At 51.5% G+C, this 25,875-nt stretch carries 20 protein-coding genes; 6 read left to right on the top strand and 14 right to left on the bottom strand.

Translation table 11 applies throughout. The features are described from left to right. Nucleotides 1-11: 11 nt before the first annotated feature. Entirely contained in the window at nucleotides 12-1,949 is a 1,938-nt protein-coding gene (locus R70331_RS03495; RefSeq protein ID WP_042172912.1) for an asparagine synthase-related protein, read from the bottom strand. A gap of 198 nt (nucleotides 1,950-2,147) precedes the next feature. Between R70331_RS03495 and R70331_RS03490 the strand changes: the two genes are divergently transcribed. Continuing rightward, the gene (locus R70331_RS03490; protein WP_042172910.1) at nucleotides 2,148-2,732 is read left to right on the top strand and encodes a GNAT family N-acetyltransferase; all 585 of its coding nucleotides are present in this window, start codon (nucleotides 2,148-2,150) and stop codon (nucleotides 2,730-2,732) included. 30 nt (nucleotides 2,733-2,762) lie between these two features. Next, a complete protein-coding gene (locus R70331_RS03485) occupies nucleotides 2,763-3,668 on the top strand; it encodes a GNAT family N-acetyltransferase (RefSeq protein WP_331281509.1) in 906 nt (301 codons plus the stop codon). Between the two features lie 27 nt (nucleotides 3,669-3,695). Here the strand turns inward: R70331_RS03485 and R70331_RS03480 are convergent, their stop codons facing one another. Further along, nucleotides 3,696-4,349: a M48 family metallopeptidase gene (locus tag R70331_RS03480; protein WP_042172906.1), complete on the bottom strand. Its 654-nt coding sequence runs from the start codon at nucleotides 4,347-4,349 to the stop codon at nucleotides 3,696-3,698. 516 nt (nucleotides 4,350-4,865) lie between these two features. Beyond that, on the bottom strand, nucleotides 4,866-5,762 hold the full coding sequence (locus R70331_RS03475) for an SDR family oxidoreductase (RefSeq protein WP_042172904.1): 897 nt from the start codon (nucleotides 5,760-5,762) through the stop codon (nucleotides 4,866-4,868). Between the two features lie 184 nt (nucleotides 5,763-5,946). Between R70331_RS03475 and R70331_RS03470 the strand changes: the two genes are divergently transcribed. Beyond that, complete coding sequence (locus R70331_RS03470) at nucleotides 5,947-6,393, top strand: acetyltransferase (protein WP_042172901.1); 447 nt, start codon at nucleotides 5,947-5,949, stop codon at nucleotides 6,391-6,393. Nucleotides 6,394-6,477: 84 nt separating this feature from the next. Here R70331_RS03470 and R70331_RS03465 read toward each other — a convergent pair whose 3' ends face one another. The 3 genes from R70331_RS03465 to R70331_RS03455 all read right to left on the bottom strand — a co-directional run bounded on the left by R70331_RS03465 (nucleotide 6,478) and on the right by R70331_RS03455 (nucleotide 10,318). Then, nucleotides 6,478-9,126, bottom strand: a complete 2,649-nt coding sequence (locus tag R70331_RS03465; protein ID WP_042172899.1) for an FtsX-like permease family protein — start codon at nucleotides 9,124-9,126, stop codon at nucleotides 6,478-6,480. A 13-nt stretch (nucleotides 9,127-9,139) separates the two neighbouring features. Then, nucleotides 9,140-9,841 carry an ABC transporter ATP-binding protein gene (locus R70331_RS03460; RefSeq protein ID WP_042172897.1) on the bottom strand — a complete coding sequence of 234 codons (702 nt, stop codon included), beginning with the start codon at nucleotides 9,839-9,841 and terminating at the stop codon, nucleotides 9,140-9,142. A 135-nt stretch (nucleotides 9,842-9,976) separates the two neighbouring features. After that, nucleotides 9,977-10,318, bottom strand: a complete 342-nt coding sequence (locus R70331_RS03455; RefSeq protein WP_042172895.1) for a zinc ribbon domain-containing protein YjdM — start codon at nucleotides 10,316-10,318, stop codon at nucleotides 9,977-9,979. Nucleotides 10,319-10,516: 198 nt separating this feature from the next. Here R70331_RS03455 and R70331_RS03450 point away from each other — a divergent pair, with 198 nt between their 5' ends. Then, on the top strand, nucleotides 10,517-11,503 hold the full coding sequence (locus tag R70331_RS03450) for a DUF4003 family protein (RefSeq protein WP_042172893.1): 987 nt from the start codon (nucleotides 10,517-10,519) through the stop codon (nucleotides 11,501-11,503). Between the two features lie 124 nt (nucleotides 11,504-11,627). Here R70331_RS03450 and R70331_RS03445 read toward each other — a convergent pair whose 3' ends face one another. Then, nucleotides 11,628-12,530 (bottom strand): GNAT family N-acetyltransferase, encoded by a 903-nt coding sequence (locus R70331_RS03445; protein WP_042172891.1) that lies wholly within the window; start codon nucleotides 12,528-12,530, stop codon nucleotides 11,628-11,630. A gap of 306 nt (nucleotides 12,531-12,836) precedes the next feature. Here R70331_RS03445 and R70331_RS03440 point away from each other — a divergent pair, with 306 nt between their 5' ends. Continuing rightward, nucleotides 12,837-14,612: an ABC transporter ATP-binding protein gene (locus R70331_RS03440; RefSeq protein WP_042172890.1), complete on the top strand. Its 1,776-nt coding sequence runs from the start codon at nucleotides 12,837-12,839 to the stop codon at nucleotides 14,610-14,612. Next, complete coding sequence (locus R70331_RS03435; RefSeq protein WP_042172889.1) at nucleotides 14,599-16,374, top strand: ABC transporter ATP-binding protein; 1,776 nt, start codon at nucleotides 14,599-14,601, stop codon at nucleotides 16,372-16,374. The genes R70331_RS03440 and R70331_RS03435 overlap by 14 nt, the downstream gene beginning before the upstream one ends. A gap of 1,166 nt (nucleotides 16,375-17,540) precedes the next feature. Here R70331_RS03435 and R70331_RS03425 read toward each other — a convergent pair. The 7 genes from R70331_RS03425 to R70331_RS03395 form a co-directional block, all read right to left on the bottom strand. After that, nucleotides 17,541-19,223 carry an ABC transporter substrate-binding protein gene (locus R70331_RS03425; protein ID WP_042172887.1) on the bottom strand — a complete coding sequence of 561 codons (1,683 nt, stop codon included), beginning with the start codon at nucleotides 19,221-19,223 and terminating at the stop codon, nucleotides 17,541-17,543. A gap of 68 nt (nucleotides 19,224-19,291) precedes the next feature. Continuing rightward, entirely contained in the window at nucleotides 19,292-20,164 is an 873-nt protein-coding gene (locus tag R70331_RS03420; protein WP_042172886.1) for a carbohydrate ABC transporter permease, read from the bottom strand. 15 nt (nucleotides 20,165-20,179) lie between these two features. After that, nucleotides 20,180-21,139: an ABC transporter permease gene (locus tag R70331_RS03415; protein ID WP_042172885.1), complete on the bottom strand. Its 960-nt coding sequence runs from the start codon at nucleotides 21,137-21,139 to the stop codon at nucleotides 20,180-20,182. Nucleotides 21,140-21,394: 255 nt separating this feature from the next. After that, nucleotides 21,395-21,658, bottom strand: coding sequence for a hypothetical protein (locus tag R70331_RS03410; RefSeq protein WP_042172883.1), 264 nt, complete (start codon nucleotides 21,656-21,658; stop codon nucleotides 21,395-21,397). Nucleotides 21,659-21,744: 86 nt separating this feature from the next. Continuing rightward, entirely contained in the window at nucleotides 21,745-22,671 is a 927-nt protein-coding gene (locus R70331_RS03405; protein ID WP_042172881.1) for a hypothetical protein, read from the bottom strand. A 507-nt stretch (nucleotides 22,672-23,178) separates the two neighbouring features. Then, nucleotides 23,179-25,455 carry an AraC family transcriptional regulator gene (locus R70331_RS03400; protein ID WP_042182092.1) on the bottom strand — a complete coding sequence of 759 codons (2,277 nt, stop codon included), beginning with the start codon at nucleotides 25,453-25,455 and terminating at the stop codon, nucleotides 23,179-23,181. A 165-nt stretch (nucleotides 25,456-25,620) separates the two neighbouring features. Then, on the bottom strand, nucleotides 25,621-25,872 hold the full coding sequence (locus R70331_RS03395) for a hypothetical protein (protein WP_042172879.1): 252 nt from the start codon (nucleotides 25,870-25,872) through the stop codon (nucleotides 25,621-25,623). Nucleotides 25,873-25,875: the final 3 nt, after the last annotated feature.

The following is a 25,875-nucleotide window of genomic DNA, read 5'->3' as shown; positions in this document are numbered from 1 at the left end:
AAGCGATTTCCTCATGACAGGCGCTTCAAGAACCTGTAAAAGACAAGTCCGCGTGCCAGCAGGCGAAAATCCGTATTAAAAATCAGATGAGGTTCGGGCTCACTACCCAGCCGGTCCAAGCATCCGGCGAGCCCCGGGCTGTTCAAATATACCGCAGCCTGCGGATCACGTGTCATCTCCCTCAGCTCACTCAGGAAAGTATCCCATTCCGGCAGCATCCGCTGGATGCCGTCCGCCCCCTGCACTCCGCGCCGCTTGCGGTTGAGCCGGACATTGTCCGGCAGGCGCCCGGCCATTGCGCGGCGGATCAGCGAACGGTCCACACCCTTCTGGACGTACTGCTCTTCGGGAATGGAGAGGCAGAAGCGGATCACACGCAGGTCATTCGTCGGGTCACGGTCCCATACCCGGTATTTCAGCGACAGCTTCGTAGCAACCGTACCGTTAACATTCCAGATGTGCGGCTGCTCAAAGTGTCTTTTGCGGAAATCATAGATACTCTGTGCTGAGGGATCTCCGGCTATATTGGATCGCTGAAGCCGCTCATACACCTCGGTGCGTCTGGCAAATCCGGGGTCAATCAGCTCAGGCAGCTCCTCCTGGCTCTGTCTCCGGGATAGCAGGCCGCGTATTTCAGGAAAAGCCTTCCTGCCTACGATCTTCATAACCAGCCTGCGGTTCGCCTGCATGGACTCGTTGTAACCCTTATTCTCCCGGTAGAAGGAGAGCCAGCGGAATTCCCGGAGCAGCTTGGCCTGATAGTCCAGGGCCGGTCCCCAGGAGACACTCCAGTTCCCTCTCTGTCCGCTGAGCAGAATACCGATATTCTGCTGCTGGGCCTGCTCATAGATCCCTTTGAGCCAATAAGAATTCTCGATAAATTTATAGGGCATTTCCATAATGCCCAGCCAATCCTCGATATCGTTATAGGAGTTGCGCTCTGGAAAATTCATCAGGCTCGGCTGAATATTCCCCACAAAATCTATTGTTTCCTGAATATATGGGCGTTCATCTGCAACCCGGTTGCCGAGCTTGAAGCCGGTGAAGCCGTCTACAGGATAAGAACTGAAGGTATAGAGCGGCTGGCCGCGGCGGCGCAGTTCCTCTGCCGCAAAGCTGACGACTGAACCGGAATCCAGCCCTCCGCTCAGGTTAGCACCTGCTGCACGATATGTACGGAGCCGATCCTTCACCGCCCGTCCAAACACCTCCCGGAATGCCTCCTCGTACTCCCAGTTGGAGCCAAGCCGCAGCTCCGGCGGAGCCTGAATGGTACAATAACGGGAGAAGACGATCTTACCGCCGGTTATCGAGACGGAGTGAGCGGGAGGAAGCTGTCCAACCGAGTCATATACGGTTAAGAAGCAGTCCGCAGCATCTACTCTGTCCTGAATGGCCAGAAACTCGGCCACCCACTGCTCATTCAGCCTCTGTCCCGCACCCGGCAGCGACAGCAGCGGATGGATAACCGTACAAAAGGCGAAGATTGTGCCGGACTGATGAAAATAAAGGGTGCGGTTACCCGAAAAGTCTCTCGCCCCGAACAGCTTGTGCCGCCGCTCATCCCAAATCATAAAGGCGAAATCGCCGATCAGATGCACGGGTGCCTCTTCGCCCCATTTTTCATAGGCAAGTAATATAAGCAGACTGTCGGGGATCGCTTCCCGGTCCTCCCGGGGAATACCCAGCACCTCAAACAGCTCATTTCTATTGTCAATGATCGCATCAGCCGTAATGGCAAGCTTCCGCTCCGGATCATAGTAAGGCAAATGCTCATTTACAGATTGCGGTGTAATCCACTGTGACAGGCATCCGAGATAAACACTCTTGTCCTGCCAGTCCCTCGCATCATCAGCCGGATAACGGTTAAGCTGCTTCATCAGATTCATGCCCAGTTCAGGGTCCAGATTGTGCTGCTGCAGATGATAGATACCGGCGATTGCGCTCATAGAAAGGCCTCCACTTACTGACATCCTGCATAGTTCTTAATAAAGAACATTTCTTACTATATAAGATAACGCTCCGCCCAAAGATTGTGAATTACACGAAGGAGGAAAGTTTATTACTCTTTAGATAGCGTTCTTAGTATACTTAGGTGGTATATAGTTAGGACAAAATTCCTATAAGAACCACCAGGAGGCGGTACTATGGAAAACTCTCCGTTAGAGCCCATTCTTTTCGATATTCCTGAACACTTTGAAAGCAGACGACTGCTGATCCGGCCGGCATTATGGGGAGACGGTGCCGCAGTTAATGAAGCTGTTCGCGAGAGCCTGGATGAGCTTCGTTCTTGGATGCCCTGGGCCAACAGCCTTCCTACCCCGGAACAGTCTGAGGCCAGCATCCGCAGATCCCGGCTGGAGTTCCTGGAGCGCAAGGACATCCGCCTGCTTCTGTTCCATAAGGACACCGGAATCCTCGTCGGCAGCAGCGGCCTGCACCGGATTGACTGGCAGACACGTAAATTTGAAATCGGTTACTGGGTACGGACATCTTACAGCAGACAAGGATATATCACAGAGGCTGTGCAGGCCATTGCAGACTTTGCAGCGGGAGAGCTGGGAGCGAACCGGATTGAGATCCGCTGTGATTCCCGTAATACACAAAGCGCCAAGGTAGCTGAACGGTCCGGCTTCACACTCGAAGGCATCCTCCGTAATGACAAATGTGATGTGGACGGCCAGCTGCGGGATACGATGATTTTTGCCAGGGTACGCGGGGTGGAGTATTGAAGCAGTGAGGGGTACAGGTAACATGTAGGGATCAATATTAGGGGGCATAGATATGGATCATTTGCAGTTTGTTACAGACTACAAAAAAATGACCAGCTGAGGACCAGCTTCACCCGGCTTGCTGCGGATACGTTCGGCCTGAAGCTGAACCGCTGGTATCAGGCGGGCTTCTGGGACGAACGGTATATCCCGTTTTCCTATGCTGCGGGGGAGCAGATTGTTGCGAATGTCTCGGTGAGCCTGCTGGATGTTATTATTGGGGGCCGCGTCAAAAAAGCCGTTCAGCTCGGCACCGTGATGACACATCCCGATTACCGGCAGCAGGGCTTATCCGCAGCATTAATGAACAAAGTCATGGAGGCCTACAGCGGCAGCTGTGATTTCATGTATCTGTTCGCCAATGACAGTGTGCTGGATTTCTATCCGCGGTTTGGCTTCACTACGGCCCGGGAAGAGCTTTTTACTGCCGCATATGGGTCTCAGCAGTCCCTTACCGCGAAGCAGACCTTTATACGCAAACTGGATGGCTCCTGCTCAGAGGATCTGGCATTCATTCATACCTTCGCCTCCCGGCGTCTGCCGGTCTCGCAGCGTTTCGGTACAGACGGCGGCCTGGGGCTGCTGATGTTTTACTGTCTGAATGTGTTCAGCGGGGATCTCTATTACCTGGAGGAGGAAGAGGTCATTGTGATATGTCAGCAGGAGGAGAATGAGCTGCATATGTATGACGTTATAAGCCGCAAGGCACCCGATATTAATGCCATACTGTCTAAGCTTGCGGGTAGCAGCACGGCACGGATTATCTTTCATTACACGCCTGATTACAGCGGGCTTGAAATAAGCAGCGCTCCTTATGACAGCGGATTGTTTGTAAGAGCCTGCTCCGGTGACGCTTTTCCCGGGGGCATCAAGCATCCTGCCACTTCAATCGCCTAGACGGGTCCGGTTACCGGAGCCCGTGAATTACAGGGTCATGAACCCGCCGAAACGGGCAAGGAATTCCTCCTTGTCCTTATAGTCCGGCATGATGCCGCCAAGCCGCCGCCAAAAGGACCGGTCGTGGTTCATATGCAGCAGATGGCACAGCTCATGAACAATGACATAGTCGATTACCTCCGGCGGAGCCATAGCCAGCCTGTAGTTGAAGGTCAGCTTTTTATCTGCGCTGCAGCTCCCCCATTTGGTCCGGGACTCTACGATCTCGAACGACTTCGGCTTAACCTTCAGCTGGTTCTGATAGGGCGGCATCCGCTCGGCAACCACTTTCTTCAGACTGTTAAAATAAAACTTCTTCAGCGCAAGCTTCAACGCCTCCGCATCCCGCTCACCGGTCCCGATCAGCTCATGCAGGAGATACTCCTTACCCAGGTATAAAAAGCTTCCTTCCTCTTCATATGCCTTCGGCTGCGGTACCTGCTTGGCCGCCTCCAGGCTGCGCAGCTTCTCTGTAATCCAGGCACTATGTCCTTGAACTGCGTTAAGAATAACCTCATCCGCTGTCCCCTTGGGGGCTTTAACATTGAGCCGGCCGGCCCCGTCTATTTTCAGCGATATTTTTTTACCTTTACTGTACTGGACGTTCAGCGTCAGGGTCTGGTCTCCGATCTGGATTTGCATGGTTTACCTCTTTTATCGTATAAATCAGCGGCAAGGCTGTCTGGGTTAACTATAGCATGAATTCATGGAAAGATGTCTTTCACACTAACTGTGCAGAATTCCGGGATTTGCAGTGACACATTTATTTGAAAGGTACGTTGCGCCGGCCGGGAAGTGCTACGAATCAGGCTTATCCGGGAAAACAGTTGGATTCAGATTGTAACGGACTCAGGAGCCGTTAATCTCCGCTTATTCCGGTTAATCATCCTCTAACGGACTCAGATGACGTCATTTGTGCAGTTAGGGCTGCTTGGACATAGGATTAGGCCAAATAAGGTTACCTGAGTCCGTTGGATAAGTAAATTCCGCCCAATTACGTCATTAACGTCATCTGTGTCCGTTAGCCGAGCGGGCATGTCTCCTAATCATTAGCACGCCAAAAGGCCCCCGGCCGATAGACCTGAGCATGCTCAGGCCTACAGCCGGGGGCTGTGGTTATTGCTATCATGGCAGCCGCTTCGCAGCAGCGCCTATCGCTTACGGCGTAGGCATGCCGCCGTTCGCATTCAGCGTCTCACCGCTGACATAGCTCGATTCCTGGCTGGCCAGAAACACGTATGCAGGTGCCATTTCGGCCGGCTGTCCGGGACGGGCGAGCGGTGTCTTGGCACCGAAGTCCTTAAGCACTTCTACCGGCTGGCCGCCGCTGATCTGCAGCGGAGTCCAGACAGGTCCTGGCGCTACAACGTTGACGCGGATTCCTTTTTCAGCTACCTGCTGGGCAAGTGATTTACTGAAGGTATTGATTGCCGACTTCGTCGTCGCATAATCCAGCAGAATCGGTGCAGGCGTATAAGCCTGAATCGAAGAGGTATTAATGATCGTGCTGCCCGGCTTCATGTGCTTAATGGCTGCTTTACAGAGCCAGAACAGCGAGTATACATTTGTCTTAAAGGTAGCATCGAACTGCTCTGTCGTCAGATCGGCGATGTCAGTCACGTATTGCTGCATGCCCGCGATATTCGCCAAAATATCAATGCCGCCGAGCTCTTTTACCGCGGTAGCAATCAGCTGCTCACAGTACTGCTCATCCTTAAGATCGCCCGGCATGGCGACCGCCTTGCGTCCGGCTTCCTCAACGAGCTTAACGACCTCCCGCGCATCGGCCTCCTCTTCCGGCATATAGGCCAGGACAACGTCAGCCCCTTCGCGGGCAAAAGCAATCGCCGTCGCACGCCCGATCCCGCTGTCCGCTCCGGTAACTACCGCCTTGCGTCCGGTCAGCCGTCCGCTGCCCTTATAGGTTTCCGCGCCGTCATCCGGCTTCGGAACCATTTCCGTTTCCAGCCCAGGAGCAGGCTGCTGCTGCTCGAATGCCTCTGTGGCTTTCTGATATTGTGTGGTAGGGTCTTGAACCGTAAATTGATTGCTCATCGTACATTCCTCCTCTGTGATTTCCACTCGTTGGTGACTAGGGCTATTCAATTACTAAATCCTTCGACTCTTTCTATGTAACCGGGTTGGTTATCCTTTAAACTAAAGTTAGCTCATTGATGAAGCTGCCTGTTTTTCCGGCCAGCGCTTATTTACTATGAATTTAAGATAAAGGAGTACACCGATGATCAACTCTTTATCCAGCCCCTCCCGCAACGAATCCTTACTGCAAAAGCTGCTCAACATCTGGGAGACCTCTGTCCAGTCTACGCATCTTTTTCTCTCCGAAAAAGACATTGCAGCCCTGCGCCCCCTTGTCCTGCAAGGACTCCGCGGAATAGACCAGCTGCTCCTCTATACCGCTGACAGTAAGGAGCCGCTCGGCTTCATGGGCGTGCAGGACCATAAAATTGAAATGCTGTTCGTCAGCCCCGGGGCCATGGGACAGGGTATCGGCAAAAAGCTTGTTACCCATGCCATTGAGCATTTGAATGTACAAAGCGTGGATGTGAATGAACAGAATCCACAGGCACATGGCTTTTATGAGCATATGGGGTTTTATGTAACTGATCGCTCTGAACTGGATGAACAGGGCAACCCGTTCCCGATCTTGCATATGAAGCTGCGGTAAACCCGCCGCAGCAAAAAGACCCTCCCGGCTTCCCGGAAGGGTCTTAATCATGCTATTCCACCGACAGCCTATTCCACCGACAGCCTATTCCACCGACTTCAGGGCCTCAATCATATGAATCCGTTTGAGCTTGATATGCATGAAGGCCATAACAATGCCTGAGAATAGCATAGTCAACACCGCCGCATAAATGTAGCTCGGCCACTCAATAACCGGAGCGAACATCGTCGCATCCAGCTCGGCCGTCTGCAGGACGAAGCTGTGCAGTACAATGCCGAGGCCCGAACCGGCGGCGATGCCGAGCAGGGTCAGCAGAATATTTTCCCGGTAAATGTACATTGTCACCTCATTATCGTAGAAGCCCAGCACCTTGATGGTCGACAGCTCGCGGATCCGCTCAGACACGTTAATGTTGGTCAGATTATAGAGGACAACAAAGGCCAATGCCGCTGCGGACACAATCAGTACCAGCGTGACCACATCCATGCTTTTCATCGTATCGTCAAAGGCAGTTCCGACGCTGCTTGAGAAGCTGACTGCGGCTACACGCCCGTTAGCGGTTAGCCGTTCACCGAATTGCTCCTCCCAGGCACTGTCCGGTGCGTTATAGTTCAGCAGAGAGGTGTTGAATACCGGCTCTTTGCCGAATACGGAAGTGTAATACGCCGGGGTCATATAAGCATAATGCATTACGTAATTTTCGGTGATTCCTGTCACGAGAAGCCCGAACGGCTCATTTTTGCTGTCCGCCAGGGTCAGGGTATCTCCCGCTTTGAGCCCGTACAGCTTAGCCAGCTTCTCGGAGATAATAACCCCCTCATCCGTCAGCTTCCGGGCTTCACCGGTGCTGCGATCCTGCAGTGATACATAATCGGACAGCGAATCAGCAGCTTCCGGTACAAACAGGTACACATCCTGATCGTTAACACCGCTGGCCCGTGCGGTCATCGTCTCCTGGGCTACATCCAGTGTACCGGTAATAGCCGGTTCACCGCTGATCAGCTGTTCATAAGACTGCTGAGCTTCCGCTGTGGCGTCCGTCTGCAAGGCTACCAGTGCATCGTATTTCATAATGACGCCGAACTGCTTCGGTGCGATGCTGCCGATGGAATCCTTGAGCCCGAAGCCGGTCAGAATCAGCGCCGTACAGCCTGCCACCCCGAATACCGTCATGAACATCCGCTGCTTATAGCGGAACAGATTGCGGGCTGTCACCTTCTGGACAAAGCTCAGCCTTTTCCAGACAAAGGTGATCCGCTCAAGGAGGATACGCTGGCCGCTCTTCGGCGCTTTGGGACGCATCAGGACGGCAGCGTTGCCCCGCAGCTCCACCCGGGCAGCGAACCAGGCTGTAAGGGTGGTGCAGACCAGCGCTACTATAATAGAAATGATTGAATACGACGGATAGAAGCTCTTAATCAGATCCGGCAGATTATACAGCGAGCTGTAGGCATCAAATATAATGGCCGGCAGCAGGGTGAACCCTACAGCTAAGCCGACTGCAGCTCCCGCCAGACTGGCGAGCGTGCCGTAGACCAGGAACTTAGCCATAATGTCACGGTTGCCGTAGCCGAGCGCCTTCAGTGTACCGATCTGCAGCCGGTGCTCCTCGACCATCCGCGTCATGGTTGTCAAACTGACCAGCGCCGCAATCAGGAAAAAGAACACCGGGAACACGCTGGCAATCGCCGACAGCCGGTCGGCGTTGTCTTTATATTCGGCATAGCCCGGATTGGCATTCCGGTCCGTGACATAGATCTTCGGCAGCGTTAGCGCCGCCAGCTGCGCTTCCCCTTCAGCCAGCTCTTCCCTGGCTGCTTCCAGCTGCTCAGCCGCTTCGCTGCCTGCTCCCGCCTGGGCCTGCCGCTGCTCTTCCGTCAGCTGGCCGGCCGCCTGCGCGAGCTGATGCTCGGCAGCTTCCAGCTCCGCACGCCCCTTGGCAAGCTCCGCTTCCCCGTCAGCGCGCAGCCCGGAGAGCCGCGCTTCCGGCACACCTGCCATCACCTGCTCCACTGCCTCTGTATGCTGTTCCAGCAGCATTTCATACTCCGCAGTGTACGCTTTAATCCCGGCAGTATCCCCGAAAGACAGATACGCTTCCGTGTAAACCGGCAGCTTAAAATCCGCCTCTGAAATGACGGCGAACGCATCTGTAGTGCCTTTGCCGATTGTGCTCGTGCCGCGGTTGTTTTTTTCAATGAACTGCGGACTGCGGGCGAATCCGACAACGGTATACTCCGGCGTCACGAAGCTTCCTGAGAGGCCCGCCTCTGTACCGTTCCCGGTGAACACAATCTTATCACCGAGTGCATACTCCACGGACAGCAGGTCATCCAGCACAATCTCCCCGGATTGCTCCGGCAGACGCCCGTCCATCAGGCGGTACCGGTTAAGCGCTTGGTCCGGATTGTACGAAAACACTTTAAGGAGCGTCCCGTTATCACCGGCGAACACATCCGAACTATAACCCGGCTGCAGCTCGGCAACCCCCGGGACGTCCTTCAGCAGCGTAAGCTCATCCTCTGTCAGGCCGAGGGTGCTCTGCACCTTCAGATCCATCAGCTGCTTTTCTTTGAAAAAGGTCCCTGCGGTATCCAGCATATCCGGTCCGGCAGCCTTAATCCCCGAGAAGAAGCAGACGCCCAGCATAATAATCGCAAAAATCGAAATAAAGCGGGCCTTGGTATGCCCGATCTCGCGGAAAGTATCCTTCCATAATGCCCGTTTCGTCATCGTTGTCTGCTCCTTACCATTCGATATCGTCGACGGATACCGGCGCAGGATTAACAACCATCTTCCGTACCTTGGCGTTATTAATTTCAATCACCCGGTCAGCCATCGGCGCAATCGCCAGATTATGCGTAATGACGATGACGGTTGTTCCGGTGTTCCGGCAGGTATCCTGCAAAAGCTTCAGCACCTGCTTGCCGGTGTTATAATCCAGTGCTCCAGTCGGCTCGTCGCAGAGCAGCAGCTTCGGCTGCTTCGCAAGCGCCCGGGCAATCGCAACACGCTGCTGCTCCCCGCCGGACAGCTGGGCCGGGAAATTGTTCAGCCGCTCCCCTAAGCCTACATCCTCAAGCACTTTACGTGCATCCAGCGCACGCGGGGAGATCTGCGAGGCCAGCTCGACATTTTCCAGTGTGGTCAGATTGGGAACGAGATTGTAGAACTGGAACACAAAGCCCACGTCATTACGCCGGTAGCCGGTCAGCTGCTTACTGTTGAATTTGGCAATATCGGTACCATCCACAATAACCTGGCCTTCGTCAGCCGAATCCATACCGCCCAGAATATTGAGCACAGTCGATTTGCCCGCACCGCTGGGACCGACAATGACCGCAAATTCACCTTTATTAATCTCAAAATCGATTCCATCGTTGGCAATAATCATCGTCTCGCCCATCTTGTAGCGCTTGTATTCATTCTTTACAGCAACAAAACTCATTCCTCATCCTCCTGTTTCCCTATAGCAACGCCTTTACCTTCCAGTTTATCATAAAAATATTGTCTAATCCTGCCCGCTCCTATTCAAAAAAGCTGCGGCACCTTCTCCGCAGCTTTGTCTCTGTCTTCCAGAACATTATGCCTTCCGCACAAACTCCGATTTCAGCTTCATCGCGCCGAAGCCGTCGATTTTGCAATCTATGTCATGATCGCCGTCCACCAGCCGGATGTTCTTTACCTTCGTCCCGATCTTCAGCACGGAGGAGCTCCCTTTGACCTTCAGATCCTTAATTACCGTTACAGAGTCTCCGTCACTCAGCACATTTCCGTTGGCATCCTTAACCACCTTAACGTCTTCGCTGTTCCCGTTCTCTGCCCCGGCAGTCCATTCATGCCCGCATTCCGGACACACCAGCTGTGTTCCATCCTCGTAGGTGTAGACTGAGCTGCACTGCGGACAATTCGGTAATTCATTCATTATTTCATGTCTCCATTCGTTTTGAGTTCCCTGCTGCGGCTTGCGGCAGCTCCTTTATTCTAGCATATCGCGCCAAAAAGAACCCCCATAATCCGGGCAGCCGGGTTATTTCTCCCAATATTCCTATACCTGCCCTTATGTTAATTATAGTAAAATATTTCATATGGACTATCCGCGAATTAATGAGAGGAGCTCACTATGAAGGAACATTTTGCAGCACGGCTTGATTTATTCGTTCAGAATAACCAGCAGATTAAAAAGGCTTTTGCCTGGAAAAGCGGACAGATCAACCGGCTGGCTGCTCTGTTGTACACAGTAGAAAATAAAGCGGCGGACCTTGACGCTATCCGTGACAGCAGCGAGCTGATCAAGAGCTCAACCGGCCTATTTTCAACGTTCCGGGGCAATTTGTCAGTCTGTATTGCTGCCCTGCTGTCATTGTCAGGTGACAGGAAGACACAGCTCTCCGATACTCTGGCTGTTTATGAGCTGCTGAAGGAACGCAAGCTGCGGGCCTCCGATTATCTGGTCGCCGCTGCGTACCAGATTGCTGCCCATTCCGCCTTTGACCAGCATCAGCGTATGGCTGACAGAACCCGCCAGTTCTATGACAGCATGAAGGAATATCACCGTTTTCTGACCGGGCAGGATGATTATATCTTCTCCGCCATGCTCGCGCTGTCGGATCTGGAGCCCGAGCAGGGTGCAGCCCGGATGGAGCAACTGTACACGGAGCTGAAGCCGGAATTCCTGTCAGGCAACAGTGTGCAGGCGCTGACACAAGTGCTGGCGCTGGGCGCAGAGACGCCCGGGGCTGCTGCACGTGTGCTTGCTCTGCGCGATGCCTTCCGCAGCAGGGGACTCCGGATGGACAGAGAATACACGTTATCCTCGCTCGGTGTTCTATCCCTGCTGCCGGCAGACGATGAGACGCTTGTCCAGGATATTTCGGATACCCATGATTATCTGCGGACCCAAAAGGGCTTCGGCAGCTGGTCCGTCACCAAGCAGGAGCTGCTGCTGCTCAGCGCCGCCCTGGTATCCTACAAGCATATTGAAGCCGTACAAAGCGGCATCTTGGCCTCGGCGCTCTCCACCAGCCTGACCAATATCGTCATTGCCCAGCAGACGGCAATTGCCGTAGCCGCCGCCTCTTCCGCTGCGGCAGCTTCCTCTTCGCACTGATATTTAACGATTGGAAAATACTTAATAAGGGACTATGCCGCCCGTTTACGGGGTAACATAGTCCCTTTGTTTAGTGCTATTCCAGCCCGGCTGCCCATTTAACGTATCGTTCTCTGCCGGAAGGTTAATCCAGCTCGTAGCCCAGCGTCAGCCGGAAGCCGTCCAGCTCGTAACCAAGCTGAGTGTATAGCCGGATGGCTTTTTTATTGGTGCCGTAGGTGCCCAGGGTAGCAACGGATTTGCCCTGCTCCTTCAGATATGCAAGTGCGGTGCAGAGCAGGTTCCGGGCGATGCCCCGGCTGCGCCACTGCGGAATAACGAACACGTTCTCCGTAACGCTATGGCTATCGCTAATTCTCCAGGTAGAGGTGTTGCCGAGAAACTGATCACCGCTGAAGGCACAGAAGTTCACTATTTCAGGAGTGCCCTGCATCCAGGCCAGATGGTTAAGGCTCCAGGCTACCCCGTCGAAGGAGTCCTGCTCTGCCAGGGTGTATTTCTCGCGGGCCTCATCATTATTCAGCAGAAAGGGGCGGATTTGCACTTCTTCCGGCAATGGATATGCAGGAACCGGACGGCTGAGATCGTATTTTAAAATAACAATGCTCTCGTAAATAGTAAAGCCGCGCTTCAGGTAATAGCTCTGCTCCGCAAGATTGTCAGGGTCAATATACTGATTCAGCACAATCCGTTTCTCCGGATGCTGTGCCTTAATCTCCCGTGTCCGAGCAATCAGCGCATTGAGCAGGGCGTCCTTAACAGCTTCATCCTCATCTTCGCCGGCAAAGCTGATCTCACCGGTGAGATAGCGGATAAAGCCCGGATCATCATCATGCCCGGCTGCGTGGAACGTATCATGGTAAGTCAAATTGGCGATTGCGAGCGCTTCGTTCTCTTTTCCAGCCAAAAACATATTCTTCTGCTCAAAATCACCGTGATACAGGTAATGCATATGCAGCGCAAAGCCAAATGACGCTACCGTCTCTTCATCTCCGTCATTCACATTCCGGATAATCCAATCTCCCAACAAACATCGTCCCCCGTCTGCCTCACTCATTAAGCCGCGAAGTCAGCATTTTTTTGGTAATAATACCCTTTTAATAGTGGATAAGCTTACTGAAATATGCAAGGTAAAAGTTGAATATAACTAATCTGCACATGGTGTTCAGGCCATAATTCTGCGATGATAAAGCTGCATTCCAGCCCGTTCAAGTGATTGTAACAACAAATCTTCCATGCGGCGGGTATCGGCTGATTATTGTGTTATAATCACTCTGATTTATTCGTTTGTAAGAAGCACACGTGAACAGAACAAACAGAAACAGGTGATGAAATGTTTGAGCTTAAGTGGCTGTGGCAGAACCTGCAGGGAAACCGGGTAAGGTATATTCTGGCACTCTGCCTCTCGGTGGTGGGTTCCGCACTTACCATTGTCAACCCGTACATCAGTCAGCGCATTGTCGACACGTTCATAGCCGGCGATCATGCAGCCCAGAATCTGACCGATAAGCGCGGACTGCTGATTGCACTCTGTCTGGGCATGATCGGCTTTTCGCTGCTGCGTACCGGTCTGGCCTATCTGACAACAATGCAGTATGAGCGTTCCTCGCAGAACATGATGTACAACATCCGTATTTATCTGTACAACAAAATCCAGGGGCAGGACCGTGAGTACTACGACCGCAACCGTACCGGTGACCTTATGACCAAAATGACCGGTGATCTGGATATGGTGCGGCACTCGATGGCGTGGATTTTTAAGACGATTATCGAGTCGGTGACGATTTTTGCAGCCGCTGTCATTTACTTTTTCACCATTGATGCGGTATTGACCTTATGGATGCTGGTCCTGGCACCGCCGATTTTTATTGTGGCCTACATATTTGCCAAGCGCGTACGCCCGATGTATATCGACCTGCGTGAACGGCTGTCCCAGCTGAATACGACCACACAAGAGAACATCTCCGGGAATCGTGTTGTCAAAGCATTTGCCCGCGAAGCATTTGAAATTGAAAAATTTACAGACAAGAATAAGAACTATTCGGCGGCCAACAAAAAGGCGGCACTCGTCTGGCTTGATTACTTCCCGTATCTGGAGAGCTTTGCCCAGGCGTTCAACGTCATCCTGATGCTGGCCGGCGGCCTGTTCCTGATGGAAGGAAGAATTACCTTCGGGGAGTTTGCAGCCTTCACTTCACTGATCTGGGCGATCTCAAACCCCATGCGCAATATCGGTATTATTATTAATGATATTCAGCGGTTTTTTGCCAGCTTATCCAAAATCATCGACATCTACTATGCCAAGCCGGCAATTGCCAATGAGCATAACCCTGTGCAGAAGCGCCGGTACGAAGGCCGAATCGAATTTCAGAACGTCCGGTTCAAATATGACAGCGCTCTCGTCCTGGATGATATCAGCTTTACTGTTGAGCCTGGTGAAACGGTCGCTATCATGGGTTCAACCGGTGCGGGCAAGACCACCATTATCAACCTGATCCCCCGTTTCTATGAGGCAACCTCAGGCAAAGTGCTGGTGGACGGCGTGGATGTGCGCAATCTGGAGCTTGATGAGCTGCGAGGCAATATCGGGATGGCTACCCAGGATGTGCTGCTGTTCTCGGATACGATAGACGGCAACATTGCTTACGGCGATCCTGATCTGCCCGAAGAGGATGCGATGGAATATGCCCGGAAGGCTGCAGCCCACGACTTTATTACCAAAATGCCGGAAGGCTACGATACGGTAGTCGGTGAGCGCGGCGTCGGTCTGTCCGGCGGACAGAAGCAGCGCATTGCGCTGGCGCGGGCACTCGCTGTGCACCGGCCGATTCTGATTCTTGATGATACGACCTCTGCGGTCGATCTGGAGACGGAGGAGCATATCCAGCGCAGTCTGCGTGAGCTGGAATATCCGTGCACGAAGATCATCATTGCCCAGCGGGTATCTACCACCTGTGAAGCAGACCGTATTCTGATTATTGACCGCGGCCGCCTGATTGAAGAAGGCACACATGCCGAGCTGCTGGCGAAGCGGGGTTATTACTACGATGTATTTATGCTGCAAAACGAAGGTATTGGAAGGCAGGTGAGCCAGAGTGGCAAGGAATAGATTCGACGTCGATGAGAATCTGGAGTCGCCGTTTAATATTAAGCATTTCCGGCGTGCCATGGTCTATATCAGACGTAAAAAGAAACCGATGATTCTCGCATTCATTCTGAGCGCCCTCTCGGCTGCAATTTCCCTCTCAGCACCGCTGATCATGCAGCATGTTGTTGACGTGACGATCCCGGCCAAAGCCAAAGGCGCACTGGTCGGCTGGTCAGCGCTAATGCTGGTGACTATTGTAGTCAGTGTTATTCTGGCAACGATCCGTTCACGTATAATGACTAAGGTCGGGCAGGATATTATTTTTGATATCCGGACGGATCTGTTCAAGCATCTGCAGGAGCTGCCGTTCAAGTATTACGATGACCGTCCGCAGGGAAAAATCCTGATCCGGGTTGTAAACTATGTCAATGGGGTTTCGGATGTACTGTCTAACGGAATTATCAACTTTATCCTGGAAATCGTGAACCTGATCTTTATCGCGGCCTTCATGTTCGCGGTCGATGTCCGGCTCTCATTCGTAACACTGGCCGGGCTGCCCGTGTTCCTCGGCATTATGCTGCTTATCAAGAACAAGCAGCGCCGGGCCTGGCAGGCTGTCTCCAATAAGAGCTCTAATCTGAACGCCTACCTGCAGGAGAGCATCAGCGGGATTGGCGTCACCCAGATGTTCTCACGCGAGCAGCATAATGAGGGAACCTTCACCAAGCTCGCCGGTAATTTCCGGACCGAATGGATGAGAGCCCTGCGGTATAACTCACTCATCCCGTTCACCGTTGATAATCTGGCTACGACCGTTATGACGCTGATCTTTCTGGTCGGCCTGCTGACGCTGAGTCCCCAGGATGCCACCTTCGGTGTCATTCTCGCTATGAGCAGCTACGCGGGCCGCTTCTGGCAGCCAATTCTCAACCTGTCCAACCTTTACAACAGCTTTATTAATGCCGTTTCTTATCTGGAGCGGATCTTCGAGACACTGGATGAGCCGGTTACGGTCAGCGACGTGCCAGGTGCTAAGGAGCTTCCGCCAGCACGCGGGCAGGTAACCTTCGACGATGTAACCTTCGCCTATGATCCGGGGCTGAATATTCTGGAGAACATCTCCTTTGACGTCAAGGCCGGCGAAAGCGTCGCTCTGGTTGGACCAACCGGGGCCGGTAAAACTACCGTCGTCAATCTGATCTCCCGGTTCTACAACCTCACCGGCGGCCGGATTCTGATCGACGGCGAGGATATTGCCGGGGTAACGATGAAGTCGCTGCGCAGCCAGATGGGCATCATGCTGCAGGACAGCTTTATTTTCTCCGGCACGATTCTGGATAATATCCGTTACGGTAAGCTTGATGCTACGGAAGAGGAAGTCATCGCTGCAGCCAAAACCGTCTGCGCCGATGAATTCATCCGCGAGTTCGAGCAGGGCTATATGACCGAGGTCAATGAGCGCGGCTCCAAGCTCTCGCAGGGGCAGCGGCAGCTGATCTCGTTCGCCAGAACGCTGCTGGCCGATCCGCGCATTCTCATCCTGGATGAGGCAACCTCCTCGATTGATGCCAAGACCGAACGGCTGCTGCAAAAGGGGCTGAACGAGCTGCTCAAGGGCCGCACCTCCTTCATCATCGCGCACCGCCTGTCGACCGTGAAGAACTGCGACCGCATTATGTACGTGGCTAACAAGGGTATCGCCGAAAGCGGCTCGCATGAAGAGCTGCTTGCACGCAAGGGCCTCTACCACCGGCTCTACACGGCGCAGAAGATGGAGGCTTAACATTTACTTTGTGGATAGTGGAGCGGATACTCCCCTTTGTGGGGGGTATCCGTTTTTTTTTGCCTCTGCGTGGCGCGAGGCTGATTGGACCGGCACGGACTTAGCCGGTTTCGCGGCTCAGCTTGAGCTTGCTAAAGGGAAAAGTCCCTTTATTTCGCATACTTCCGGTCCGCTTAGGCCTACTTAAAGGGAAAAGTCCCTTTATTTCACACACTTCCGGCTCGCTTGAGCCTGCTTAAAGGGAAAAGTCCCTTTATTTCGCACACTTCCGGCTCGCTTGAGCCTGCTTAAAGGGAAAAATCCCTCTATTTTGCATACTTCCGGCTCGCTTGAGCTTGCTAAAGGGAAAAATCCCTCTATTTCGCACATTTCCAGCTCGCTTGAGCCTACTTAAAGGGAAAAATCCCTCTATTTCGCACATTTCCGGTCCGCTTAGGCCTACTTAAAGGGAAAAGTCCCTCTATTTCACACACTTCCGGCACTCTTGAGCCTGCTAAAGGGAAAAATCCCTCTATTTCGCATATTTCCAGTCCGCTTAAGCCTGCTTAAAGGGAAAAATCCCTCTATTTCGCACACTTCCGGCTCGCTTAGGCATACTTAAAGGGAAAAATCCCTCTATTTCGCACATTTCCGGCTCTCTTGAGCTTGCTTAAAGGGAAAAGTCCCTCTATTTCGCACATTTCCGGCTCGCTTGAGCTTGCTAAAGGGAAAAATCCCTCTATTTCGCACATTTCCAGCTCGCTTGAGCCTACTTAAAGGGAAAAATCCCTCTATTTCGCATATTTCCGGCTCTCTTGAGCTTGCTTAAAGGGAAAAGTCCCTCTATTTCGCATACTTGTGCCGCCAACGCCCAAATCAAAGGTATTTTGCCTCTCATTTCGCACATTCAGCCATCCGCGCTCACTTCTCTTATTACTCTTGTTACTCCCACACCCTCACTTCGCACATCGCGCCACCTAAACGCCGATCCTCATACCATCCCCCTTCTAACCATTCCTTGACACCCCCATTCCTGTACTCCTCCACCTTCTGCCACTTCCCCCAACACAATCCCACCCCAAAAAGCCAAACGCCACCTCCCCAAAAGGGAAACAGCGCCTGGCTTGTCACAACCATTAGTATCCTAACAACTATATTATTTCAACAAACCTAGCATTCCAACAAACCTAATATCCCAGCAAACTCTTAGTCTTCGCAAAAATCTCGTTTGCCAGCTCCGTGTAACGTGTGCTGCCGTTAGCCTCTACTTGGGCTTTGTAGCTATCATAGTTATCCAGGCTCTCCTGGCCGGTGACGAATTTCAGGGTCATCGTTTTGACGTAATCCATGAGCGGGGTGGAGATGAGCTTCATCTGCTCGCTCTCCTCGGCCGTCGCCATGATCGGCGGGATCAGCTTACGCGTCTCGCGTGTATCCTGAATACGGGTCATGAAGTCACGCTCGCCTTCGGTCATTTTGGACAAGCGGAGCTTCTCCGAGCCGCCGTAAGCGAACATCCCGCCGGCGAACCCGTAATCAACATTCAGCTGCTTAGGAGCGCCTTCATTCATTCCGTTATAGTAAATATCCGGATTCAGCACTACATTACCGTCTGCATCAAGCGTATACGTCTCGCCCTCTACACCCCACAGGCTCAGCATCTGGCCTTCATTAGAGTACCAGAACCAGTCGATGAAGCGCAGCATTTTGATAAAGCCCTCTTCACCCAGGTCATCCAGCGCATTCTGGCTGATCATAACGCCATTCTCCAGCCGGGAGTTCTCGATCTGCAGCTTGCCTTTCGGACCGCCAGGCTGGGTAATCATATACAATTCGGCATTGGGGTCCTGCACCTTGCTCTTAAAGTCAGCGAGTACCTGGTATACGCCGCTGATGGCATAGGTATCGCCTTTGAAGAACTTCGCCTGTGCCGCATCGTCCTCCTGGGTGAACGTTTCCGGGTCCAGAATGCCGTCACCGACGAGCTTATTGAAATAGCCCACGAAGCTCTTGAAATCATCCGAGTTATCGGCAAAAGTGAACTGCTGCTTGTCGTTATCAAATGTCAGGCCGCTAGAAATCCCCCAGCCGGCGGTAACGCCATACTGCACAGCAGCGATATTCAGGGCAGATTCACCTTTGAACTGGTCAGAGATAACGTATGGGGAGCCGGTGTAATCTTTTACTTTTTTCAAGGCTGCAGCAAATTCTTCATAGGTCCAGTTGCCCTGCTCCCCCTCTACATCCACTCCGGCCGCCTCAAAAACATCCTTACGGATAATGTAAGAGTAGCCGCCGCCCGCAATCTCCCACATGCCCGGAAGCACATAGTACTTGCCGTCGTCACGCAGCTTCATCTTCAGGTCCCCTTCCATCCCCCAGTCCTTAACTGCCTTGGAATAGTTCGGCATGTACTGGACCCAGTCACTGACCGGAACGATCTGGCCGGATGCTACGAAAGCGGATTCATCATAAGTCTTGGGAATAATATAAGGGGCATCACCGCTGTTGACCAGCAGGGATTTCTGATTCTCGTATTCGGTTCTGGCTGTAATAGCCAGATCGAAGGTTACATTGGTTTTCTCCTGAATGGCGCTCCAGAGTCTCCAGTCTGCTTTGTACGGATAGTTCTCATGGTCACTGTACATCATCGAGTAGCTGACCGGCTCATTGGAGCGGAAGGTCTGGTCCTCGCCAAAAGTATAATCCTCAGCCTTACCCGCTTCCGCATTAGAAGCCCCCGCATTCGCCGCCTTCGTCGCTTCCGGCTTATTGCTGTTCGCTGCACCGTTGTTACCGGATGAACAGGCCGAAGTAAACACAAGCAGCATTGCCATCAATCCCATGCCTACTGATTTCGTGAATTTCATATTGTGCCTCCCCTTTATGGTTCAAGCTTGTATATAACGGAGCGCAGTATGCACATCCGGTTATACCGTTACCCTTTGACAGCCCCGATCATCATGCCCTGTACGAAATATTTTTGGACAAAAGGATAGATACAGATAATCGGTAATGACGTTAGCACCATGGCTGTAGATTTTACACTTGCGGCAATCTGGCTCGTCTGGTCGGAGGTGGCTCCGATTTCCGTCGGACTGATCGCATTATCGATGATCTGCTTCAGATATAGAGCCACCGGCCATTTCTCCTTCGACTGCAGATACAGGGAAGGGCCGAACCAGTTGTTCCACATCCCAACCATCACGAACAGCATAATGGTGACGAGTATCGGCTTCGACAGCGGCAGAATGATCCGTGTAAAAATCCCGAATACCCCCAGGCCGTCAACACGCCCCGCCTCCTCCAGCTCACCCGGCAGACCGGCGAAGAACGTCTTCATCAGAATGACATTGAACGCGCTGATCGCTCCCGGAATAACAATCGCCCAGATGGTATCCCGCAGCCCTAAGGTTTTGGCTACCAGAATGTAGTTGGGAATGAGTCCGCCGCCGAAATACATCGTAAACAGCACGAAGGGAATAAAAAACTTATTCAGCCGCAGTTTATCTTTGGAGAGCGGATAAGACATGACTGCGGTTGCAGCTACAGCTATAAAAGTACCGATGACAGAGTACACGAGGGTATTCCAGTAATATAAGAAAAAGTCCGGCTTGCTAAGAATGACCTGATACGTCTTCGTTGTGAATTCCACCGGAAAAATCGAGACCGAACCTGCATAAATCGCCGCCTCCGAGCTGAAGGACTGGGCCACCAGATAGACGAACGGATACAGGGTAAACAGCACAATCAGGATCATAAAAATACTGTTAATGATGTTAAACAGACTGAAGGTTCTGCTGGTCTTCATGTTCTCTGCTCCTTTCTACCATAAGCTTGATTTCGTAGTCCGCTTGGATACTGTGTTTGCCGTCGTCACCAGAATCAGCCCGATAATGCCCTCGAACAGGCCGACTGCAGTCGCATAGCTGAAATTACCGCCGGTGATCCCCATCCGGTACACATAGGTGGAGACGACATCTGCCGATTCATAGGTAAGCGGATTGTAGAGCAGCAGGATCTTCTCAAAATTAGAGCTTAGAATGCTGCCGATGTCGAGAATCAGGAGCACCATGACCGTCGGCAGAATACCGGGAATCGTAACGTGCTTGGCGAGACGCATCCGGTTGGCCCCGTCCATTTTGGCTGCCTCATACAGTGCCGGATCAATGCTGGTCATTGCAGCAAGATAGAGGATCGTTCCCCAGCCCAGCCCCTGCCATACCCCGGACGTAACATAGATGGGTGTGAACCATTCCGGCAGCGAGATGAAGGCGATTTTCTCAAGTCCAAGTGTGTCCAGGAGGCTGTTAACCGGACCGGTTAAGGAGAGGATTTCTTTAATCATCCCTGCAACAATAACCATCGAGATAAAATGGGGCAGATAGGATACGGTCTGGACGAATTTTTTCCATTTGAGCCTGCGGATTTCGTTGAGCAGGAGCGCAAACAGCAGGGTAAGCGGGAATTTAACCACCAGGTAACTCACGCTCAGCGTCAGATCGTTGAAGAATGCCCGCCAGAAGGTCGGGTCCTTCATGAACATTTCAAAGTAAGTAAAGCCGACCCATTCCGTTCCAAAAATATTCGGCCCGCCCCTGTACTTGCGGAAGGCAATAATATTCCCCAGCATCGGAGCATACTTAAAAATCAGGAAATAAAGTACGGGAATGACCAGGAACGAATAGAGCTTCCATTCCTGCTTAACATGCTTCCACAGCGGCGTCTGATCTTTCCTCTTAAGCTGCTTGCGGGCTGCCCCACTGATTTGCGGCTGAGCTGCCATTATGCGATCACTTCCTTAATAAAAATTCATCTCGTCCAACATGAATCCGTTTACATCCCGACTGTACCCCGTCCTCCGCCTGTGCAGCAATGTTCATTAAGGAAAATGATGTACGAAACCCGTGATTTGGCAGCTGATATTTTGAACATGATGGATGATTTGGCGAATTTGACTTGTCTGTAGGTAAAAAAAAGATGGCCCCGGGCTACCTCGGAGACCATCTTTTCATTTAAGTGATTATTTTTCAGTACCCAACTAATTTTTTATTAAATAATTCCCAACTAACTCTTTAATCAAAACAATAGTTCCTAGGACCACGAAGATTAGCCCAATAGTAAATGGTATACCTAGATTCAAACTATAGCTTTTATAACCAGATGCACCAAATATAGCGAACCATATTTTGGTTCCTTTATAAGTATCTACAGATGGCAAAAAGTTAGTCGCCAATATAATAATGGCTAAACAGACAATAGTCCCACAGAATAAAAATACTGATCCAATAAGAGTGTTTTTCATACAACCCCCTCCTCAACCTAATTATTACATAAACTAACGGAAAATGTCCTCGATTTTACGTCGAGGACACTTGTTTAGCTTTTCCGTTAAACGTTAGGAGCTGTGGTTGGTGGTATTGGTGTAGTTGCATTAATCGATTTACTTGTATTTTCCCTTGACCAATACTCATTTGCTTTAGTAACTACACTGGTATTGGTACCTGTTTTTGTATACGTATAATTATTTAAGGATCCTGATGCGTATATCGTTACGGTATATTCTCCAGTGTAATTATCATTTCTGTATTTAATGTAAGGTCGAGTTCCCCAAACAGTCCATGCTGGGATATCAGCACCCTGTGCAATTGTAGTTGTCTGTTCTACTGACCCCCCTACTGTAAATCCATACTTCTTTCTAATTTCATCTGAGCCAGCAAAATTTATGGTAAGAGCAACTTTTTGCATTTTCGTATATGTAACTTTAATTGGGACAGCTGATCTGTAGTTATCTTCAGAAATCCATGACGGTTGATAGCGAACCATATAGTCCTGGGAGGCCAAATATGGTCCTGATGTCCACGATTCCATGACAATTTGTCCATCAGCATACATAGGAGAAATTATATTATTTGATGCTTTAGTAGTTTGGATTTCGGCAATATTATTGAAAATACTCGCAGCACTAGAACCATTTATTTTACTGTTGTCCGAGTTATATAGCTTTTCTAAAGATGCTTTTAGCGCTCTCTCGTCCAAAATCTTTCCCGTTTCTTTATCAATACCTTCCAAATCAGCAACCTTTTCTACCCTGATAAGCTGATCTGACGAAGGTGCTGCTTCCCTGTAAACTATAGAAGATTCTACAACATCAACCACTTTTGGAGATACAATCAGTGCATCTTTTGTAATAAACGGATTACTGATATTCACTACAGTAGATTGACTGTCAACACTACCTTCAGCGGCATAAGCAGAACCACTTACAACAATTGCAGAAGTAAACAATAAAAGTGCAGTTTTTTTCACTAAGTTCACGACTTCATCTCCTAAATAATGTATTTTGTACCATTTAATAATATAGTTATTTTTCCTTTTTGTAAACTATTTATCTTTTTTTATAAAATAATCCTTTTTTTGAGATATTTAATATTGGTAAACAAAAGGAGTAAATGATATATATATCATTCACAGCATTGAAACAAACCTTAGACAAACAACATTCAAAGATAGATATCTAGCAGGTCGGCATGCTCAAGCAGTATGCATCGGCTGACGTGCCTACATGAAAAAATAGAGAAATCCCTCCCCCTCCCCCCCGAGAAGAAAATGAACATTGTTCCTAAGACATACTTCGCTCATTACCCACTACTCCTTTTAAAAAATATCGATACGTCTACTGCCTTAGCGCACAAATTGGAGTTTGACCTGCGGCTCTGTTACCATTATTGGCTTAGCCGATTTGTTAAACACCATCATCGTTTTACGGTTTGACTTGTAAAGACCTTGTAAACAGTTAATTATTCGAAATGCTCATACAATAGTTTACCCCTGCTCCTGAATCGTTCGGTACTTGCCGGGGGTGATGCCTTCATACTTCTTGAACACACGAATCAGCGCATGGCTGCTGGCGAAGCCGACGCGGGCCGCCGTCTCGTCAATGCTTACTCCCTCTATGAGCAGCGATTTTGCTGCTTCCACCCGGGTATGGTTGATATAATCGTGCAGCCCCGTCTCTCCTGTCTGCTCACGGAACAAGCGGGATACGTACTGCGGAGTCAGCCGGAATTCATCTCCGATCAGGGCGACACTGAGATTCTTGTCATTATAATTTTTCTGCACATAATCAATAATCTTCTCGCTGATCCCGGTGCCGGCCTGATTATTCTGCTTACTCTTAAGCAGTCCGCATACCCGCCCGAAAATATCCATCAGCTCCTGCTCAAACTCCGCCTTGGTGGAGCAAGATAAGAGCCGCTTGAGCGGCCGCCATTCCTCCCAGGCGATACCGGCCTGCTCCGAGTCGGGAATCGTTTTGATCATCGTCGTTGCCAGATCCAGCAGCACGCATTTGGCCATCTCATGGGAAGCCTCGCACTGGAATGCCTGCCCGATCACATTGCTGATCATCTGCTGTGCCTTGCCGAATTCCTCCGCCTTCAGGAAGTTGATCAGGATCATCTGGTCGTTCACAGTGAAGAAATAGCTGCTCTCGCCGGGCTTGATATCCCCGTACCAGATCAGCGCCCGCTCCCCGAGCATAATCCGGTGCTCCTGCGCCTCCAGCGCCTGCACAAAAGCCTGATGAATCCCGTCCATCCCGCTCAGCAGATTGCTGCCCACTGCGGTGAACCGGAGCCTATACCGCTCGAGAATGAAGCTGCCGGCCTTCGCCAGATCCTGCTCTAACTGCTCCTTCCATTGCTCCGTGAACTCCGGATGTACATTTACCACCGCAGCAAGCATTCCGTCCACATCTGTAAAATGCAGCATCACTCCCTCACCCGCCGTATCCTGAGCGATATTCGAGACAATGAACTGGGATAAGGCCAGATCGGTCACTCCGTCCTCACTGCTCTCAATATAAAACAGCATTACGGCAAAGGTGTCCCCCGTCCATGACAAATGGTAGGCCTTCGCCAGCTCCGTCAGCGGAACATTACGGTCCGTCTGCCCCTTCAGCAGCTTGACCAGATAATAATCCTTCAGCACCCGCAGCTGCTGGGCCTGCTTGTTGTTCATATCATCGCGCTCGCGGATCGTCTCCAGCACACTGCTGCGGATAAAGGTGTACTCATCCAGATACGCCCCGCTGCGCGGCATCGTATTACGGGCAAACACGCTCACCAGCTGCCTGATCGGGTCATAATTTTTCCGGGCAAAATAAGTGATTACCGCCCCCCCGATCACAAAGCACAGCAGCAGCCCGAGCAGGTTCAAATTACGGATGGTGCCGACGCGTTCCCAGAATACCTTTGTCGGAAACACACTGATATACTTCCAGCCCGTTGTGTCTGAGGATTCAATGGTAATCATCGATTCCACTTCCTGAAAGGAGCCCGTAAACGTCCCTGTCCCGCGGTCACTCCACTCCCGGTACAGCGGAGGAGCAACTGTATTCCGGCCGGCATTCTGGATCAGCACCTGATTATTCGTATCCATAATGAACACCTGGCCGCGTTCCACCCAGTCGATATTGCCCAGCATGGTCATGATTTTCTCAGCGTTAAGCGCAATAATCAGCGTCCCTGCCGTCTCAGAGCTTCCCTGCTTCGTCAGTGACCGGACATAAGCCGGAGTGTAGACGATATTCCCCTGATTCTCTACAGGAAGCATCACATATCCGCGCGTCTGCTCCCCGTTGATGAGCTCCTGCCAGCTGCCGTAGCTGAACGTGTCCGTCTGCAGCTTCATTTCATAGAAGTCCTGCTCCTTCACATAGGTTTCGCTTGAGAGCACCGTCTGCAGCGGTTTCGAGTACAGATAAATACCCTGTATAAAATCATTCGCCGACAGCAGCTTGTTCAGCTCCTGCTTCATCTCATATACTCCGTAAGCGCTTTCCGTTCTGGATGAGATTAATTTGCGCACATCCGGGTGGATAGCCAGCTGGGCCGCCAGACTCTCCGTCTGCAGCAGCTCCCCGTCCACGATGTACCTGACCTGCTGCAGCATTGCGCCGCTGGCCAGCACGATTTCACGCTTGACGATCTCCCGGGTCTGGCCGTATATGATTAAGCTGAGTATGACCGGTATACATAGAATCACAGCATACGAAACAAATAGCCGGTAAGCTACACTCCGGGTGAATTTTCCCCGCATCCAAGCCAATACTGATCCCCTGCCTCATTGTTCTTTTTGTAATGTCACTCTTTTTGTACATTACCAATGATAGCACGATCCTTGTGCAGGGTTGATGTACAAATTGAACCTGCATGTTCAATTTGTGTATTGCGGGGGAAATCCGGTACCCCTGGAGCAGATTGCTTAATTCTGTCCGCCTTGCCCGCTGCCTCTATCCATGCCCTGCCCGCCGTTACGTCTCATCCCGCCGTTCATCCCGGGGAACCCGCCATCCGTGCCGCGGCCGCCGCCAAAGCCCTGTCCCCTGTTCATCCGCGAGCCTGAGCCGCTGCCGTCACTGGAGATTGTCTGAGAGGAAATGGCATCGCACGAAGTCAGCACCATAGAGCAGCTGAGCACAGCTATGATCAGAGCAGTATAACGTCTGGTCCGCATTCT

This window comes from Paenibacillus sp. FSL R7-0331, from assembly GCF_000758645.1.
Taxonomy (GTDB): domain Bacteria; phylum Bacillota; class Bacilli; order Paenibacillales; family Paenibacillaceae; genus Paenibacillus_AQ; species Paenibacillus_AQ camerounensis.
The sequence above is the reverse complement of the archived record's forward strand: the minus strand, read 5'-3'. Positions and strand labels throughout refer to the sequence as shown.